At 38.5% G+C, this 17,739-nt stretch carries 19 protein-coding genes; 15 read left to right on the plus strand and 4 right to left on the minus strand.

Annotated elements, in window-relative coordinates:
- Nucleotides 1-503 precede the first annotated feature (503 nt).
- Genes NV349_RS10265 through NV349_RS10275 form a run of 3 tightly spaced genes read left to right on the plus strand, consistent with a single transcriptional unit; the run spans nt 504 to nt 2,004 of the window.
- Complete coding sequence (locus tag NV349_RS10265) at nt 504-1,091, plus strand: SMI1/KNR4 family protein (RefSeq protein WP_058843185.1); 588 nt, start codon at nt 504-506, stop codon at nt 1,089-1,091.
- Entirely contained in the window at nt 1,088-1,576 is a 489-nt protein-coding gene (locus tag NV349_RS10270) for a GNAT family N-acetyltransferase (protein ID WP_051891650.1), read from the plus strand. The genes NV349_RS10265 and NV349_RS10270 overlap by 4 nt, the downstream gene beginning before the upstream one ends.
- Nucleotides 1,573-2,004 (plus strand): GNAT family N-acetyltransferase, encoded by a 432-nt coding sequence (locus NV349_RS10275; RefSeq protein WP_271913291.1) that lies wholly within the window; start codon nt 1,573-1,575, stop codon nt 2,002-2,004. Before NV349_RS10270 ends, NV349_RS10275 begins: the two co-directional genes overlap by 4 nt.
- 14 nt (nt 2,005-2,018) lie before the next feature.
- Here NV349_RS10275 and NV349_RS10280 read toward each other — a convergent pair whose 3' ends face one another.
- Nucleotides 2,019-2,756 (minus strand): class I SAM-dependent DNA methyltransferase, encoded by a 738-nt coding sequence (locus NV349_RS10280; RefSeq protein WP_058843188.1) that lies wholly within the window; start codon nt 2,754-2,756, stop codon nt 2,019-2,021.
- 532 nt (nt 2,757-3,288) lie between these two features.
- Between NV349_RS10280 and ccsB the strand changes: the two genes are divergently transcribed.
- Complete coding sequence (gene ccsB / locus NV349_RS10285) at nt 3,289-4,458, plus strand: c-type cytochrome biogenesis protein CcsB (protein ID WP_058843189.1); 1,170 nt, start codon at nt 3,289-3,291, stop codon at nt 4,456-4,458.
- 557 nt (nt 4,459-5,015) lie between these two features.
- Here the strand turns inward: ccsB and NV349_RS10290 are convergent.
- From NV349_RS10290 to NV349_RS10300, 3 genes are all read right to left on the minus strand, one after another.
- Complete coding sequence (locus tag NV349_RS10290) at nt 5,016-5,216, minus strand: cold-shock protein (protein ID WP_036122451.1); 201 nt, start codon at nt 5,214-5,216, stop codon at nt 5,016-5,018.
- Between the two features lie 228 nt (nt 5,217-5,444).
- Nucleotides 5,445-6,071, minus strand: a complete 627-nt coding sequence (locus NV349_RS10295) for a response regulator transcription factor (RefSeq protein ID WP_036122449.1) — start codon at nt 6,069-6,071, stop codon at nt 5,445-5,447.
- Complete coding sequence (locus NV349_RS10300) at nt 6,046-8,244, minus strand: ATP-binding protein (RefSeq protein WP_271913294.1); 2,199 nt, start codon at nt 8,242-8,244, stop codon at nt 6,046-6,048. Before NV349_RS10300 ends, NV349_RS10295 begins: the two co-directional genes overlap by 26 nt.
- A gap of 189 nt (nt 8,245-8,433) precedes the next feature.
- On the opposite strand from NV349_RS10300, the gene NV349_RS10305 reads away from it, so the two are divergent.
- The 11 genes from NV349_RS10305 to NV349_RS10355 all read left to right on the plus strand — a co-directional run bounded on the left by NV349_RS10305 (nt 8,434) and on the right by NV349_RS10355 (nt 17,594).
- Nucleotides 8,434-9,351: a hypothetical protein gene (locus tag NV349_RS10305; protein ID WP_101966626.1), complete on the plus strand. Its 918-nt coding sequence runs from the start codon at nt 8,434-8,436 to the stop codon at nt 9,349-9,351.
- An 89-nt stretch (nt 9,352-9,440) separates the two neighbouring features.
- Nucleotides 9,441-10,418 (plus strand): thymidylate synthase, encoded by a 978-nt coding sequence (locus NV349_RS10310; protein WP_036122437.1) that lies wholly within the window; start codon nt 9,441-9,443, stop codon nt 10,416-10,418.
- Between the two features lie 87 nt (nt 10,419-10,505).
- Nucleotides 10,506-10,784, plus strand: coding sequence for a hypothetical protein (locus NV349_RS10315; protein WP_231744951.1), 279 nt, complete (start codon nt 10,506-10,508; stop codon nt 10,782-10,784).
- A 45-nt stretch (nt 10,785-10,829) separates the two neighbouring features.
- Nucleotides 10,830-11,036 carry a hypothetical protein gene (locus NV349_RS10320; RefSeq protein ID WP_036122432.1) on the plus strand — a complete coding sequence of 69 codons (207 nt, stop codon included), beginning with the start codon at nt 10,830-10,832 and terminating at the stop codon, nt 11,034-11,036.
- 107 nt (nt 11,037-11,143) lie between these two features.
- Nucleotides 11,144-11,557: an Rrf2 family transcriptional regulator gene (locus tag NV349_RS10325; RefSeq protein ID WP_271913300.1), complete on the plus strand. Its 414-nt coding sequence runs from the start codon at nt 11,144-11,146 to the stop codon at nt 11,555-11,557.
- Between the two features lie 70 nt (nt 11,558-11,627).
- Nucleotides 11,628-12,257, plus strand: coding sequence for an NAD(P)-dependent oxidoreductase (locus NV349_RS10330; protein WP_271913303.1), 630 nt, complete (start codon nt 11,628-11,630; stop codon nt 12,255-12,257).
- A 151-nt stretch (nt 12,258-12,408) separates the two neighbouring features.
- Nucleotides 12,409-13,830: an aspartate ammonia-lyase gene (gene aspA, locus NV349_RS10335; protein ID WP_369802710.1), complete on the plus strand. Its 1,422-nt coding sequence runs from the start codon at nt 12,409-12,411 to the stop codon at nt 13,828-13,830.
- A 174-nt stretch (nt 13,831-14,004) separates the two neighbouring features.
- Nucleotides 14,005-15,249: a methyl-accepting chemotaxis protein gene (locus NV349_RS10340; protein WP_036122401.1), complete on the plus strand. Its 1,245-nt coding sequence runs from the start codon at nt 14,005-14,007 to the stop codon at nt 15,247-15,249.
- Between the two features lie 605 nt (nt 15,250-15,854).
- Nucleotides 15,855-16,235, plus strand: a complete 381-nt coding sequence (locus NV349_RS10345; RefSeq protein ID WP_036122398.1) for a PH domain-containing protein — start codon at nt 15,855-15,857, stop codon at nt 16,233-16,235.
- A gap of 217 nt (nt 16,236-16,452) precedes the next feature.
- Nucleotides 16,453-16,926 (plus strand): 8-oxo-dGTP diphosphatase, encoded by a 474-nt coding sequence (locus NV349_RS10350; protein ID WP_271913305.1) that lies wholly within the window; start codon nt 16,453-16,455, stop codon nt 16,924-16,926.
- Between the two features lie 467 nt (nt 16,927-17,393).
- The gene (locus NV349_RS10355; protein WP_271913307.1) at nt 17,394-17,594 is read left to right on the plus strand and encodes a GNAT family N-acetyltransferase; all 201 of its coding nucleotides are present in this window, start codon (nt 17,394-17,396) and stop codon (nt 17,592-17,594) included.
- Nucleotides 17,595-17,739 lie beyond the last annotated feature (145 nt).

Genomic DNA, 17,739 nt, shown 5'->3' on the forward strand with positions numbered 1-17,739 from the left:
TCACATTTTAGCAAATTCCCTTTGATGTTGTTTAGAAATGTGGACATTTCATTTTGTATGGTGAAATGTTGAGAATTTTTGAAATTAATGGAATAATAAATGAGAGGCTTGAGGTGATGAGGAGTATGGTGAAAAACACGTTTATATCGTATTTTTTCAAGTTTACTAGCCGTATGTAAAAGAGAGGAGCCTTCACAGGAACCGATCATTGTGTATGGCATTCAGAAGATATAGCTGTGTAGCGGATGTATCCTTGGACAATAGGGAGCGCTATGATGCGTTTCTAAATGATGGGAGAGTAAACCTTTTCACCAGAGGAAATATTGCTAATAATGTTCGAGTTTGTGGAAGAACCTCGTGTTGGTAACTTCCCCACTACTACGTTTTGCACTCATCGGCACAATGCCTTCTTCATGAATACTTACATAGTAGCAGGTAGCGTTTAGAGAATGGTAGATGTTTATGCTAAAATATGTCATAGATTACGAGAGAGAGGGATTACCATGCGTACCACTTATTTTAAAAACTTATTACAGCACTTACCTGAAGAAGAACAACAACAATTGCAACAGGCAAATGGTGCAACTGATGCACATATTGAATCATTGCTAGAGATATTTCCACTTTGCCCGCAATCATTGCTGGAGCTATTACGGGATGTCAATGGTACTTATTATTGTCGGCATGGCCAAGAAACAATCTGTGCCCTTGTGCTTGGCTCTGATTTAGGGGATTATCCGTATTATTTAAAGTCAGTGGAGCAAATCGTGGCAGACTATCATGACAAGCGTGAAACGATTTATGAACGTTATCAAGATTTTTTAGATTATGTCGAAGTGAATGACAAGATTAATATGCATGTGCCGATAAATGAACGTTTATGCTTTGCTGATTGCATGAATAATGGTGGAACCTCTAGCCTGTATATTGATTTTTCGCCAAAGGAAGGTGGACAAGTTGGGCAAGTGGTCCGTTATGTGCATGACCCTGATAGTTTTGAGGTAATTGCCGCTTCCTTTGATGATTATTTACAGCAACTTGTAGAGGGAGGTTATGAATTCACTGCTATTTACGAGGAGGAATTCGAATGACCATGCTACTCATGTTCCATGAGGACAAAGCACAAACTTTAGTAGAACAATACACCCTAACAGAAGAACAGCTACGTTATACAAATTCCCCAAAAGATAGCATTGAACTTGCGAAGCAGGATAATAGTCGACATGCCATTTTAGCGCTGGTCAGTAACAAGCTAGTCACTTTTTTTGTCTTACATGAAAAAGAAGGAGTGAAGCCTTATTCCTCCAATGAACAGGCGTTGTTAATTCGCTCCTTTTCTACGGATTATTATGAGCAGGGCAAAGGCTATGCTAAGAGGGCACTCCAATTATTACCTGATTTTGTTCGCAAGCATTTTCCACATATCAATGAGCTAGTACTAGGTGTAAATGTGCCAAATATAGCAGCTCAGAAACTTTATAAGAGGTGCGGTTTTGTGGATGAAGGCAGACAGGCAAAGGGGATTCGAGAGGAGCTAAAAGTAATGAGCTATTATATGAAGGAGACTCAAAATTGAGCCATATAAAAGAGGCAAGAATGGAGCATTTACAAGCACTTTGCACAATCGATCAAAAAGTGATTGGAGATGCATCCAGAACGGAAGAAATTCAGCAAGCAATCGAAGAGAAACGCTGTCTGCTATACCAATCCACCGATAATATTGCGGGGTTTCTGCTATTCACCAATGACTTTTTTGGCTATAGCTTTATTTCCTTAGTCATTGTTAAGCCGTCAGAGCGTAGAAAAGGCGTCGCGTCTGCCTTAATGAAGGCTTATATGCAAATGGCTAAAACGTCAAAAGTTTTCTCCTCTACAAATCAGTCCAATAAGCGGATGCAACAACTTTTTCACAATTTAGGCTTTGTCAAAAGTGGTGTTATCGACAACTTGGATGAGGGAGACCCAGAAATTATTTATATGAAACAAGCCTCACCACAAGCATAGGGTGAGGCTTTTGTTTATTTTTTGACTTTAATAAATAAAAAGGATGGTCTACGTAGCTCCTTTTCAATAGAAGGAAGCTGTTGAATGGCCTCTTTGCTTGGGATAGGTTCAACGATTTTGTCAATGGATAACCCGTGCGTAATTAAGGTATTCATCATCGTTGCTATCGTGCGATGATATTTGACAACGCCATCCACCAACCATGTTTGCTGACGTAAGCCCTCTTCATGGTAATGATCCACTGCGTAATGCAAACGGTTATGGCTTTCGTCATAAATCCAATTATCCACCAATGTGTGACGAGCCGTAGCAATAGGATGCTCCACAGAGAAAATAAATACCCCATTTGGCCGAAGCATTTGCGCAATTTGACTAATTACCTTATCGAAATCTTGGACATAATGAAGAGAAAGGGAGCTGGTTATACAATCAAAGCTATTTGAAGGCGCTTCATAATCCTCTATGGCTTGCAGCTGATAGTCAATGTGTGGATGAGCATGCTTCTGTTTGGCAATAGCTAACATATTGCTCGAAACGTCTAAGGCGGTCACATGCTTAGCGTGATGGTCCAGACAATATTGTGCGAATTCACCCATACCACAGCCAATATCAAGTATTTGTAAATTCGTTAATGGTGGTAGTAAGGACTTCATTGTGGGTTGCTCCAAAAGACCATTATAGTTATACGTTTTTTCTCGTAAAGCCTTGTATTGGTTGAAAAAAATCTGATTATCATAGATATTTTGTTTCATTAATAACCTCCATTTTGTGAAACATAACGTTATGTCAAGTGTGCGCATTACAATTGTCTCATGTGGCAATAAAAAGATATAGACTTTTATTACAATTTTTTGTAAGATGTAGATAGAGGCATGTCATTTTTTGATAATAGTTAATTCCCACCTATTTACAAATTAGATGGTTTATTTTTTTTAGAGAGCACTAATGAAAATTAATTGATGTCCAGCCTAACTAAGTCGAGCAGTTTCTCCAAGTTTCCTACATCGTTTTTTTCTTCACTATCACTATTCTTTGCAGCAACTGAGTCACTACTTCTGTTTATAGTATCTACCAATGTCCATTTGCGAATGGGAGTGAAGTCCAGCATATGACAGGCTGATTTCATACCTTCTATGGATAGATTTGTTTTCCCTTAATGTCATAAAAATGTAACAATTCAAAAAAATAAATTGATTTAAAGGGAAAAGATGACACTTCTTGCAATCTATAACGTTCTTAATAGTTGGAAGCAAATTCCGAAATAGAGACGTTGGAGGGATTCGATTGAATCAAGAAAGCTTATTATCCATTAGTAGCAATGCTTTATTTATTGCCTTTATTCTCTTGCTTATAGCAATTGTGCCATTAGGGCTTGCTGTCAAATCCAAGAGGAAAATGTTCGGCAGGCTAGGTCTGCTTCTCACTTCTGTAGCCTTTGCCTTACAGCTTGTGTACTTTGTTGTGAGGTGGGTGGCGGTGGACCACGCACCCGTGAGTAATATGTATGAATTTATGACATTCTTTGGCATTATGCTCACAGGAAGTTATTTGATTATCCATTTTTTATATAAGCAGCTCGTCGTCGGCTTATTTACCATTCCTGTGTCATTAATCATCCTTGGTTATGGAAGCGTTTTCGCAAAGGAGGTATCACCGCTTGTGCCATCCCTACAAAGTCACTGGTTAACGATTCATGTGATGACGGTAGCTTTTTCCAGTGCCATTTTATCGGTCTCCTTTGCCACAGGTTTGATTTATTTACTAAGAACGTTGGATGTTTCTAAAAAATCCATCAGTACATATAGTTTAGAATTTGTCTTGTATTGTTTAGTTGTCGTAATTGGCTTTATTGGTGTATCAACGGTTTTCAGCGTTGCCGCAGAAGAGGTGCAAGTTCAATTTGACAATTCACAAGGACAGCAAGAAAAAGCCACCTACTCCATGATGCCCTTGATTGTTAACAAGGGTGCGGTCACAAAAAATGGTGAAGGAATAGGCATAGTAGAAATAACGAATAAAATAGATGCCAAGAAATTAAATTCAATTGTCTGGGCATTTATCGTCGGCACGATTTTATATGGTGTGATTCGATTGATTACAAGAAAATCGATCAGTGCCGTATTAAAACCATGGACAAGCCGTGTCCAGCCACAATTAATGGACGAAATATCCTATCGCGCTGTCGTCATCGGCTTCCCATTATTTGCATTAGGTGGTCTTTTATTCGCCATGATCTGGGCCCAAATTGCCTGGAGTCGCTATTGGGGCTGGGACCCTAAAGAGGTTTGGGCATTGATTACATTTTTGTTCTACGCAGCCTTTCTTCATTTCCGCCTATCCAAAGGCTGGGAAGGGGAGAAAACGGCTTGGTTAGCCATTATCGGCTTCGGCATTATTGTGTTCAACCAAGTGTTTGTCAATTTAGTGATTGCCGGCTTACATTCTTATGCGTAGGCAGGGGTGAGCTGAGCCTTTCATGTGATTTTATGGAGGGGTTTTGGGTGACATGATTCTCGTTGTGGGAATGAAATGATCCTAGTTATGAGGGAATCGCTCTAAAGAGTGTGTCAAGTACTCAAAGCCACTCCAAAGTGTATGAAAAGCGCTTAGAAGAACTGCTCCAAAAGTATAGACTAATGAGGGAACCGTGTCCTATTTTCTAAAATTGAATATGGTTAGTTATATATGTCATGTCCGCTGTTTTTTATTGCCGTGGAGTTGACAGTTCCATTAGATCGGCTGCTCAAGAGGCATAGTGGATAATTTCTTGCTTGTTGTTCAGTGAATGGCACTTTTGGTGGAACAGTGCTTATTTTATAAACTGGTGGTTTCATGGTTGGGCATTGTCGTTTTGTTTAGGGCACTGCCGTAGATACGGTGCTGTTTGCTAGGCAGTTTCCAATTGCCCATCAGGGAGAAATGTCTGTACCTGTGCAATCATAAGACAAACAAAAAAGAGACATCCGAAAATGGATGTCTCTTTTTATACGCACGTCTATGTTAAGTGAAGATTATAGTTTCACTACATTCGTTGCTTGAGGTCCGCGGCTGCCTTCTTCTACTCCGAATTCAACTTTTTGGCCCTCTTCTAAAGTTTTGAAGCCATCTGTTTGAATCGCTGAGAAATGTACGAATACATCATTGCCACCTTCAACTGCGATGAAGCCAAAACCTTTTTCTGCGTTAAACCATTTTACTGTACCTTGTGTCATGTAAACACCCTCCCAAAAAAATTCAACAATCAATTGCTTCCATCACATATAAAAACGTTTTCAAAAGCTCTTATACCAGTTGAATCTGCGTTTTTAATCATCGCAATGAAGTAATGTAATTATTAACTATATTATAGTACAGAATTGTTTGTATATCCAGTAAATTCCGTTTTTAGTAAGAAAAAATTTACATTTGTCATCTATTAGTAATATAACGATAGCGTCTCACTAATCTATCCATGCTTTTTCTTTGGCAACAATCACAGCCTCTGCGCGTGATTCTACACTTAGTTTCACAAATAGCTTTGATAAATAATTTTCTACAGTGCGCTGGGTGACACCGATAGCAGAGGCGATGGCTTTATTTGTACAGCCTTGGGCAACGAGCTGTAAAATTTCCTGTTCTTTGTCGCTCAGTAATACCTCCTGTTGAACATTAGGTAGGTTGGCTCGTTGCTGGACAAAGTCTAAGAAATCAGCTGCCAGTAATATTTCGCCTCTTAGCGCTGCCTGAATCGTTTGGATGACCTGCTCTTTTGTCGCCAATTTTGATAATAGACCATCAATCTTTTTTTCAATTAACAGCTCATAGTAATCAGAAAGCTCGTAGCCTGTATAAAGAATAATAAGTGCCTCAGGTTGCTTTTTCCTAATCATTTCTGATAGTTGAATGCCATTAATAGGCTTCATGTTAATATCGATAAGAAATAATTGAAAACTTTCCGTCTCCATTCTTGGTAAAACGGCGGCACTATCCTGCTCCGTTTTGATTTGAACATTGGCTAAATCCTGTAGCAATGTTTTCGTACCATCTAAAACGACAGGATGGTCATCTATAATAAGTATGTTCATCATATGAATCACCGTCCTCTTGTATTTGTATAAAAATATGCATGCCTTCCTTGTGGCTCGATTGGATGGTGATGTCACCATTAAAAGCACGGACACGTTCACGAATGCCATTAATGCCCATTGAAGCAGAGGACTGAATTAAATCGTCAATGTCACAGCCAATTCCATTATCATCATATTGAAGGATAAAGCCCTGAGGCATCGCCTGTAATTTTAGTGAAACCTCGGTTGCCTCGGCATGCTTGATTGCATTATTGAAAAGCTCCTGAACGAGGCGATAAACCACAAGGTGGAGCGTGACATCCTGGAAGTGCACCCGGTCAATTTGAGCGTCTAATAAAAAGTCAGCACGTATTTTTACCTTTTGAATCAGTTTTTTTAAGGCCATTTGTAAGCCAAAGGTATCCAGGAGTGGGGGACTTAAGTTCTCGCAATATTCCCGTAAGTCCTTTGTTGCATTTATTAGCTGTTCCCGAATAGCTAGTACGGTCTCCTTTTGAATAGTAGGAGAGCTAGCAAGAACATCGAGTTCTCTGGCTAAATGCAGTTGCTCCTGCAAAATGGTATCGTGTAATTCTTGTGCTAAAATACTCTTTTCCTTCTCAATAATATTCCATAGCAATTTATCGAGCCAAGGAAGCGGCGTATCACTGGTGTTTTTCATATGCTGAATTTCGCGTACTAAATCTTCAATTTGCTGTAAATTATTAATAAACATCGATACATACAGTGCCAGCAATTCTAACCAAAGAAGCTCTTCCTTTTGAAGGGCATGTCGTATTTCTAGTAAAATTTTTTCATCCCCAGCATCGTGCAACAACAATTGGGTATAGTTGCTACCAAACTTTGGAGAAGGGGTTTCTTCTGTTATCGTACAGATATGGAAGGCAGTTGTGCCTAGCTTCTCGGTAATTTCATATTTAAAACGATCCAATAACTCTTGTTGGTTTTTGGCTTTGCCCATACGTTGCACTGCTGCATATAGATTATGTACATAATTTCCAGTAGAAGAAAAGATAATTTTTCTATACTTAAAATCGATGCGTTCTTTAATATAGAAGCTAGCAATGATCACCATGAAAATTAGTAAAAATATACTTGTGACATGGACGATGGATAATTGACCTAAGAATAACAGGGCAATCCCCGCAGTCGATAACAGAGCGCTGAAAAAGGCCAGTGTGGAATAATAGCGCAAACGTGATAATTGGTATTCAATATCAAATAATCGTTCGTTTACCTGAATGAACAGAAACGAGAACGGTATAAATAATAGAAATAACGCAGCAATTTCGGCATGTAGTAATGGCCTATGCCCTAAAATTTCAGGTGTGACGAAAAATAATAAAAAGGGTAAAAATGGTACAATAAAAGCAATGGCAATCAAGCGAATTTTCGCCAATTTCGTGCGTAAATAACTCGTTAATAAAATATAAATAGCATAAAGCACAAGAACCGCAAATAAGCTTAAGTTCAAGATAGGCATTATTTCACGTAAAGCTGGCACGTAGCTTTCAATAAGAGAACAGCCAAGAATGATAAACGGTAGAACATAAAGCCATTTGCTGTGAGGATAGGTCCATCTGATTTGTAAGTAACGGAAAAAATGCTGTAAAAAATGGATGAAGAGCACTAAACATAGCACAATACTAATGCCAATGGTAATCATTCCAATCAGATTGCCTCTTGCCGAAGCGCCAGTGCTTATATAGCCCATGGAGCAGGTTAATAAAAATAAGACCAATAAAAATGTCGGGATGTTATCTTGATTGCGTCGCCAGACATAAAGTGCAACGCTGAAAGCTAAAAGAAAATAAAAGATCGGAAAGAGAATTTGCAAATATAATTCTTCTGGCATATCACTGTGCTTCACAGCAATGCTTTCAATGGTCCCATCAGACTTTTGAATCGTTAAGGTATTGGCACTTCGAATGATGGCATATAACTGAACAAAGCGATTCTCCATGGCTGGTTGTCCATCAATGGCCACAACGATATCGCCTTTTTCAATATTTTTTTGCGCAGCCCAGTGAGGATAGTAGCTATCTATAATGACTGGTTGACCGTTTGTCGTATCGAGAGTGAGGCTAATAAAGGGTGTTTTGATAGTAACGCCTAATACATAAATGCCAAGTATTAAATATGTAAGAAAAATAAAATATGTCCATTTTTTCATTGGGAAACCTCAAATTTGTGTATGATAATAATCTCCTATATATTATCGCTAATTATTGATAAATTTGGAATACCGAAATAACGTGTTTCGGAAAACCACTATTGCCTTTTCGGAATAACGAAATAGTGTTTTCGGACATGGCTATGATACGGTGAATTTAATTATTGTGACGAACAGGGGGTCTATTGCGTGAAAAAAGGCATTTGTACATTTATTCTTTTTTTCCTCATCGCTATGATTACCATTCCATTGACCACGAAGGCCAAAATGGTGAATCAAGATAAAGTCGAGGTAGAAATCGGTCTCATTGGTAGTGATCATCATTTTGTCTATAAGATTCCGAAGCATTTACATAAGGATATGCCCTATACAGACATGAAAAACGGTATTCAAGCTTCCTTAGCTAGTCATTGGAACATTGAAGAGGCCCGTTACGAAGCCAATAAGTCGGATGTTGCCTATACCTTTTATATTCAGGATTTATTTCAAGAAAAGCGAGATGGCCAGCTAAAAGTAGCAATCCCATATCGTAATTTAGTAGGCATGTTTGGGGAGCAAGATCCCATTCAATTGCGTATTTTAGCGAGTAAATTATCGAGTTGGACTGTCAATACAAAGGACTGGACAGCGTTTGGCTTTATGGAGCCTTTTACTGTTTTAAGTGAGCGTGAATATGTTTATGAGGGAGCAGTTAATGATTTATTAAACCAGAGGGTTGGTCATTTTGATGGCACGATACAAAAAAGTCAATTGCTATTATACAGCATCATTTATTTTTGCTTTATGGCAGTCCAACTGCTTGCTTGCATGATTTTGTCTAGGCGTTTAAAAAGAAAAATCATCGAAAATCCAGACAATATGCACCAGTTCCGTAAACTTAATTATCTGTATCAATTGTTACCGATTTTGATTATAGTTGCCCAAATCGTATTCCTCGTGTTATCGGGCTTGATTACGGCATTCGGGCTTTACTTTAGCCCTGGCATTGATTTATTAGTCATCGTTGGACCGATTTTATTGAATATTATCTTACTGCCTACTTTTTTCGTCACAACCGAGAGTGAAATTTCACGGGAGCTCAATAACAATTCCTACCATTCGGGCTGATGACAGCTTTATTCAACATTTGACATACGAAAATCCGCTATGTAATGGTATAATGGTCAACAGCAAAAGTGAGGAGTTGTTGAACAAAAATGATGCATCCAGAAATGGCGTACTTAAATTTACTACAACATATATTAGAAAATGGCACGAAAAAAGAAGATCGGACAGGGACAGGTACATACAGTGTCTTTGGTTATCAAATGCGCTTTGATTTAAGCAAAGGTTTCCCACTTTTAACGACAAAGCGTGTCCCTTTTAAGCTGGTAGCGAGTGAATTATTGTGGTTCATTAAAGGGGATACGAATATCCGTTATTTATTGCAACATAATAATCATATATGGGATGAATGGGCATTTAAAAAATGGGTGGAATCAGATGCCTATACAGGACCTGATATGACCGATTTTGGCCGCCGCTGTTTAGTGGATGAGTCGTTTAATGCCTTGTATCAAAAAGAGCTGGCTTCATTTTGTGAGCGTGTCTTAACGGATGACGACTTTGCGCAGCAATACGGCGATCTCGGCAATGTCTATGGCAAGCAATGGCGTCATTGGACTACATCTGATGGCCAGAGCCTTGACCAGCTACAGGATGTTATTGATCAAATTAAGCATAATCCTGACTCACGACGTATGATTGTCAATGCGTGGAATCCTGAGGATGTTATCAATGCGGGGGCAAAGGGCAGTAAAGCGGCATTACCGCCATGTCATGTGATGTTCCAGTTCTATGTGGCGAATGGTAAATTAAGCTGTCAATTAATGCAACGAAGCTTAGATACATTATTAGGCTGTCCGTTCAATATTGCTTCTTACGCTTTATTAACGCATTTAATTGCACATGAGTGTGGACTAGAGGTTGGCGAATTTATTCACAGCATTGGGGATGCTCATATTTATGCGAACCATGTGGAGCAAGTGAAAGAACAGCTATCACGGGAGCCAAAGGACCTACCGACATTGCACATCAATCCAACTAAAACATCGATCTTTGATATAGAGCTTGAGGATTTATCCATTGAAGGATATGATCCGCATCCAGCTATTAAAGCACCGATTGCCGTATAATCCTAGCAGCAGCCGTCTTGGTTGCTGTTTTTTTCAAACGAAGCACTAGGTCTAACGATTTGTTTTACTAAATAGGTAAGCAGTTGGATGACTGGACGAATAGTAGTTGATTATAGTAATTATGGGATTACTAGCATTATTTGGAGCGAGTCAGTCCATTATCGTGTAGAGGTGAAAGTTGTGAAAAATACAATAGTACTTCAAGCAGATGAATGTGAGCGGCAGCCGAGTCATCAACGGCAAAAACAGGGTGCTACACAACAGGTGTGTTCTTGTAACACGAAGAAATTATCACAGCAGCAAATTCACGAAATGATGCAAATCATCGAAGAAATTCGTTTGAAAGGCTATAAAGAAACACTATAAATGTAAGCGCCTTCTAAGCTATAATGGCTATGGAGGTGTTTTTTTATGAATGTAATTTTTGTCGATTCATTTTCTGGAGAAGAGTTATTACATACGGTGTCACATGATGTGGCTGGTATATTGGCTGCAACTCAGGGAGAAAGTGTGACATTTCCAGTCGGTCATTTCAAATATGAATTTCATAACTTAGATTTTTATGATGACAATGGACAAATACGTCAGGAATTAGTGATATATGTGAAGAAAATATAGACGGCGTATTTGATGTAACAAAACGGAGAAAATAAATACAGGTGACAAAAAGGGCTTGCTTTTTTTTGCACCTGTAACTATAATGGTTACAACAGGTGGTGATACATATGGTGAACAGTCGATTTTCGGTGGCGATCCATATTCTTTCTCTCATTGCTACAACATCTGATAAAAGCTTACTCACGTCCGACTATATGGCTGGGAGCGTGAATACTAATCCCGTTGTTGTAAGACGTATGATTGGCGTTCTAAAAAAGGCTGGCTTACTGTCATCACATTCGGGCATGGCTGGCTATGAGCTATTAGTCGAGCCAAAGGATTTAACACTTTTAGCTATTTATCAGGCGATGAATGGGCCAGAGCAGCTTTTTGCGATTCATGATGAGCCAAACCCAGCGTGTGCAGTAGGGCGGAAAATCCAACATACATTGGAAGGTGTCTATACATCTGTTTGGCAGGCAATGGAGGAGCAATTACAAGCACAGACGCTACAGGATGTGCTGGATCAACTTCGTACTTAGACGGAGATGGTCTTTTTGTATCCAACCTGTAACCAAAATAGTTACAACTAAAATCGAGGAGGAATAAATAATGAAAATTGCCATAATTGGTGCAACAGGGAAAGCGGGACAAAAAATAGTAGAGGAAGCGTTACAACGAGGTCATGACGTAACAGCTATCGTTCGTTCAGCAGCTAAAGTGACAGCCGCTATTCCAGTGCTTGAAAAAGATGTCTTGGATGTAACAGCAGAAGATGTGAAAGGCTTTGATGTCGTTGTGAATGCATTTGGTGCGCCAGCAGGACAAGAACAGTTACATGTAAAAGTGGGTCGTCATTTGATTTCGATTTTCAAAGGGATTGCTACAAAATTAGTTGTTGTAGGTGGTGCAGGTAGTTTATTTGTGGACCCAGAGAAAAAAGTACGTGTGATGGAAACACCAGATTTCCCAGCAATGTACTTAGCGACAGCGCAAAATCAAGGACAAAATCTAGAGGATTTACAACAATCCTCTATTACGTGGACATTTATCAGTCCATCAGCATTTTTTGATCCAGAAGGACCACGTACAGGTCACTACACAGCAGGTGTTGACCATTTATTAGTCAATGACGCGGGTGAAAGCTATGTCAGCTATGCTGATTATGCGGTTGCTGTCGTAGATGAATTAGAAAATCCACAGCATGTAAATAGCCGTTTTACAGTGACATCGAATAAATAATAAAGGCAACCGAGCGTAGGAAATGCGCTCGGTTTTTAGCGATTTCTTTGCTTTTTTGAAGGGTTTTTTTCGTTTACAGAAAAATGACTGTTTACAATACGACTTTTATTAGCTACTATCAAGTGTGAGTATTACATAAAAGGAGACGACAATGATGTCAACACAACGTATAGAAAAAGATTTTTTAGGTGAGCGCGTATTACCAGCAGAGGCTTATTACGGAATTCAAACATTACGTGCAACGGAAAACTTCCCAATTACAGGCTACACAATTCACTCTTCACTTATTAAGGCGATGGGGATTGTGAAGAAAGCAGCGGCTTTAAGTAATATGGAAGTACACCTATTATCAAAAGAAATTGGTGAGGCAATTGTCGAAGCAGCACAAGAAGTAATTGATGGCAAATGGGATGCAGAATTTCTTGTAGACCCAATCCAAGGTGGAGCAGGTACATCCATCAATATGAATGCTAATGAAGTCATCGCCAACCGTGCCCTAGAAATTTTAGGGAAAGAAAAAGGTGACTATCACACAGTAAGCCCAAACAGTCATGTTAATATGTCCCAATCAACAAATGATGCGTTCCCAACAGCTATTCATATCGCTGTTTTAAATTTAATAGATGAATTATTAGTAACGATGGATTATATGCAATCGGTTTTCCATCAAAAAGCAGAGCAATTTGCACATGTCATTAAAATGGGTCGTACGCATTTACAGGATGCCGTGCCAATTCGCTTAGGACAAGAGTTTGAAGCTTATTGCCGCGTGATTAACCGTGATATCGTACGCATTCGTCAAACACGTCCAAATTTATATGACGTGAACATGGGTGCAACGGCTGTTGGAACAGGTTTAAATGCCTTCCCAGATTACATTAAATCCGTTGATGAGCATCTTGCTGAAATTTCTGGTTTACCATTAAAAGGTGCGACACATTTAGTGGATGCAACACAAAATACAGATGCTTATACAGAAGTATCAGGCGCTTTAAAAATCTGTATGATTAATATGTCTAAAATCGCTAATGACTTACGTTTAATGGCTTCAGGTCCTCGTGCAGGCTTAGGAGAAATCCTTTTACCAGCTCGTCAACCAGGATCTTCGATTATGCCAGGTAAAGTCAACCCAGTTATGCCAGAGGTACTGAACCAAGTTGCCTTCCAAGTGATTGGTAATGACCATACGATTTCACTAGCATCTGAAGCTGGACAATTAGAATTAAACGTAATGGAGCCTGTTTTAGTGTTTAACTTAATTCAGTCCATTAGCATTATGAATAATGTTTTCCGTGCGTTTACGGAAAATTGCTTAAAAGACATCGAAGCAAATGAAGAACGCATGAAAGAATATGTAGAGAAAAGTGTAGGGGTACTAACGGCTGTCAACCCACATATTGGCTATGAAGTAGCAGCACGTCTTGCGCGTGAAGCAATTCTAACAGGTCGTTCTATTCGTGAGCTTTGCATTGAAGAAGGTGTCTTAACAAACGAACAATTAGACTTAATATTAGATCCATATGAAATGACACACCCAGGTATTGCTGGCTCTAGTATCATGAATTTAAAATAATTCCAACATCAAGACTGTAGACATGCTTTACGAGCTGTCTATAGTCTTTTTTTATGCAGTCATCAATAGGCTTGTGTCTTTGTTCTTATAAAAGAGAGCGTATCCTTATGATTTTTAGGATTTTTCAACTATAATAATGGTATGGAAGACATATTTTAGTTGGGGGAATTTGGAATGAGTTTACGAAAAAAGAGTTTACTTGGCTTTGCAGTTTTAAATGTCTTAATGATTATTATTCTCTTTATTGATTTAGCCAATGTAACGACATTAGAATGGCTTTCGACTGTATTAACCATCGTAGGAATAGCCATTACATTAGCTTACACCGTATATGTTCATTACAAAGTGATACAGCCTATCAAACAATTAACAGAGGCTGCACAGGGTATTACGGCAGGCCAATTAGATACAGTTGTCATCGAGGTTCGTGACAAGAGTGAGATTTCTCAGCTAGCGCAATCCTTTTTAGAGATGCAGGAACAATTACGCACAATGACACAAAAAATTGCGCACAGCTCTACAGATTTATCAGCAAGCATCGAAGAATTATCCGCAAGTACGAATGAAATTACGGTAGCTGTGGAAGAAGTCGATCAACAAATGGAGAAAACGTCAGAGGGCTTGAAGCAAGCGGCACAATCTGCCAATGATAGTGCTAATGCTATGCAAGAAACTGTCGATGGAATCGGACGAATTACGGAAGCCACTCAGGATGTGTTTGATCATGCAAAAGATGCCAATGAGATTGCAGGAAATGGAGCGAATATTTTACATGTGGCGAAGGAACAAATGAAATTTATTTCTTCTTCAACCGAAAAAACGAGCGGACTCATGCAGCAATTATCCAATAAAATGACAGATATTAAATCGATGACTGAGATGATTACAGCTATTACGGACCAAACGAATTTATTGGCATTGAATGCCGCCATTGAAGCAGCTCGAGCTGGAGAACATGGGAAAGGCTTCGCAGTTGTGGCAGAGGAAGTGCGTCAATTAGCAGAGCAATCCAAGCATTCTGCTGCACAAATCGTGGACTTAGTAGTGGGCATTGAAACTGACACGAAACAGGTAGCATCCTCAGTGGAGGAGGATTTAAAAAATGTTCAGCAGGGTGTCTATGTCATTGATGAGGCAACAAAATCCTTTGGCACGATTTCACAGCATGTTAGTCAAATGACGAGCCAGCTTGAGGATATTTCAACAACAGCTGAACAGCTTTCTAGCAGTGCCAATGAAGTAGCTTCCTCTGTGACAACGATTGCTAATGGTATGGGTAAGCTATCGCATTATACAGAGGCTGTTTTACATTCAATGGATGAGCAAACAGCCTCAATGCAAGCTGTCAATCATGTGACACAGGATTTAAGCGTACAAGCTGATAATTTACAAAAGCTAACAAATCAATTTCAGGTTTAAGCAAGAAAAACATATTTTCAAGGTTTTTTAGCCCTGAATAGTTATCTAAGAACAAGATGATTTTGCCTCCACAGATAGCTATGCACAAAGGTGGTTTCAGGCGATAGATAAGTAATTTGAAATGCACTTCCTGTCATTAGAATGGGAAGTGTTTTTTATTGGCGGACCAACGTAATTAATTTCTTAGTGAAATCCCTAGAGATCACGTAGATTGTATGCGTAACCTTAACCTACATTCAGCTACTGATTTGTCCTTTTTCACCTTACCAAAGGTGATAGCCATATTTGTTTCTAGCCGTATCCTCTATTTACACCATATTGACAACACCTTCATTTTTGACAGCTGTTGCCATCGCTTCTTGGAATAATTTGAGTGATTCTTCATTCCCATCCTCTTTAAAAAAATCGCTATTTACCTTACCAAAAGAGATGCTAACCTTAACTAGCTTGCCCTCTCTTCATCACAGCCTAAACAATAGCTAGTAGAGAGCCTATGATTACGTGCAATGCTTCGCCTCTATAGACTCAATAAAACCATTATTTCCTGTCGTAGCGCTATCTTCTTTGTAATACATTAAATAAATGACAATGAAAGGGGCCAGGAGATGGGCTTATTTGATGGATTAATCGGCAATGCGAGCGAGGTGAATTTAGAAAAATTACAGGAGGAGGTCCGTGATTTATTGATTCCAAACGAAACAATCAAAAATGCCTATAAAATTATAAGAGACACGTTTATTTTTACGAATAAACGATTAATCCTTATCGATAAGCAAGGGGTGACTGGCAAGAAAACCGAATATCATTCCATCCCCTATAAAAATATCGTTCATTTTTCAGTAGAAACAGCCGGGACATTTGATTTAGATGCAGAGCTCAAAATATGGGTGTCAGGCAGTTCGTTACCGATTCAAAAAAACTTCAACAAGGCGACGAATATTTACAAAGTGCAAAGTGTTTTAGCGCAGTATGTTTTGGGGACGTAATGTATGGTACTAAAAGCCCGCATTTATGCGAGGCTTTTTTGTTGTGCAAAGAAAGGATGATAAAGATGAGGAAATTACCTTGTGAAGGGTGTAAGGGATTCCAGTTCCGATTACGAAACAGGCACATAATGTAGAGAAGGTGTTAAGAGATAATAAAGTTGTTTAACTAAGAAGGACACATATATGGTAATATTTATTTAAAAAGATGGAGTGGATTATGAGTAATTCTATTAATTATAAAATATGGACGGTGTGTATGATTCAAAGTGAAGAGAAGGTTTTACTTCTGGATAGACAGCACGACAATTTCAAAGGTTTTATTCCACCGGGTGGTAAAGTTGAATTTCCTGAAAGTATTGTAGAAAGTGCTATCAGAGAAGTAAAAGAAGAAACGGGGTTAGAAGTTAGAAACCTTATTTATAAAGGGCTTTATGAATATGTTAATCCAGTCGCAAAAGATAGATATATGATATTTAATTACATAACAAAGGATTTCGAGGGTGAACTCTTGAAAGATGCTCCAGAGGGGAAAGCGGTTTGGGTAGATATAGAGAGCGCATATAAACTTCCTATGCAGCCATCGATACGGAGAAGATTTCCTTTATTTTTTCAAGATGGAACATTTGAGATTCAAGTTGAATGGAACCACGAAGAAAATAAAGAAGGGAAAGTTACTATACGTCACACCTAAAACTTGTTATTGGACTGACAGGGGGGCAATCGTTCAATAGAGCAGTCGCTTTTCAATAACATCGAGGTCAGTTCAATACATATATATGTGAAGAATAAATAATGGGGCTTAAATTTACCCACTTTGTTAAATAGTTTAACTTTCAATATCTAAATGGTAGAGAGGGATTAAGAATAGCTAGAGAAAATTCTAAAATAAAAGGTGCTTGACCGTCCTTTTGTTTATTAAACGAACGGTGCAGATTGTTGAAGAAGAAATTTTATAATAGTGATTTATTAAAGAATAGGGAAGTGGCAGTAACCATGAACTACATAATCAGATTAGCGAATGAAAACGACTTATCGGGTTTATGTGATAGTAGAAATAATAAAGATCTATTCACGAATTATTTAAAGCAATTTGCAAAAAAGGAATAATATCAAGACGCACTTATATTAGGTTTTGGAGTTCTTAAATTAAAAGGTACTTTGCTTCCTAAATTAAGTGACCTATATGTAAAAGAGGATTATCGTGGTAATGGTATAGGTTCAGACTTAATGAGGTATAGAGAAAATATTGCAAAGAGTTTAGGACATTCTGAAATATTTGTGAGTGTTGGCCCGATAGAAAATCCCAACATGATAAAGTTAATTAGCAAACACGGTTACGAACCTATCTCTTACCTATAATAAAACCTACACAAGAATTGATTTCAAGAAGTTGTTGAACTAACGGGGCTAGTTGAACAAGATTTAAACAACTTTAAAGAGCCTTCTTATAATATAATTTTTGTATTTTTTGATTAGAAATAACTTTATTATCATTTTACAGAAA

Origin of the sequence: Lysinibacillus sp. OF-1, assembly GCF_028356935.1 — a bacterium.
GTDB classification, from domain to species: Bacteria; Bacillota; Bacilli; order Bacillales_A; family Planococcaceae; genus Lysinibacillus; species Lysinibacillus fusiformis_D.

Coding starts and splice junctions, on each gene's coding strand:
- NV349_RS10325 (WP_271913300.1), top strand. CDS start 11,144: ATGGTGAACAGTCGATTTTCGGTGGCGATCCATATTCTTTCTCTCATT.
- NV349_RS10330 (WP_271913303.1), top strand. CDS start 11,628: ATGAAAATTGCCATAATTGGTGCAACAGGGAAAGCGGGACAAAAAATA.
- NV349_RS10320 (WP_036122432.1), top strand. CDS start 10,830: ATGAATGTAATTTTTGTCGATTCATTTTCTGGAGAAGAGTTATTACAT.
- NV349_RS10315 (WP_231744951.1), top strand. CDS start 10,506: ATGACTGGACGAATAGTAGTTGATTATAGTAATTATGGGATTACTAGC.
- NV349_RS10280 (WP_058843188.1), bottom strand. CDS start 2,756: ATGAAACAAAATATCTATGATAATCAGATTTTTTTCAACCAATACAAG.
- NV349_RS10300 (WP_271913294.1), bottom strand. CDS start 8,244: ATGAAAAAATGGACATATTTTATTTTTCTTACATATTTAATACTTGGC.
- NV349_RS10295 (WP_036122449.1), bottom strand. CDS start 6,071: ATGATGAACATACTTATTATAGATGACCATCCTGTCGTTTTAGATGGT.
- NV349_RS10310 (WP_036122437.1), top strand. CDS start 9,441: ATGATGCATCCAGAAATGGCGTACTTAAATTTACTACAACATATATTA.
- NV349_RS10265 (WP_058843185.1), top strand. CDS start 504: ATGCGTACCACTTATTTTAAAAACTTATTACAGCACTTACCTGAAGAA.
- NV349_RS10340 (WP_036122401.1), top strand. CDS start 14,005: ATGAGTTTACGAAAAAAGAGTTTACTTGGCTTTGCAGTTTTAAATGTC.
- NV349_RS10345 (WP_036122398.1), top strand. CDS start 15,855: ATGGGCTTATTTGATGGATTAATCGGCAATGCGAGCGAGGTGAATTTA.
- NV349_RS10290 (WP_036122451.1), bottom strand. CDS start 5,216: ATGACACAAGGTACAGTAAAATGGTTTAACGCAGAAAAAGGTTTTGGC.
- NV349_RS10270 (WP_051891650.1), top strand. CDS start 1,088: ATGACCATGCTACTCATGTTCCATGAGGACAAAGCACAAACTTTAGTA.
- aspA (WP_369802710.1), top strand. CDS start 12,409: ATGATGTCAACACAACGTATAGAAAAAGATTTTTTAGGTGAGCGCGTA.
- NV349_RS10350 (WP_271913305.1), top strand. CDS start 16,453: ATGAGTAATTCTATTAATTATAAAATATGGACGGTGTGTATGATTCAA.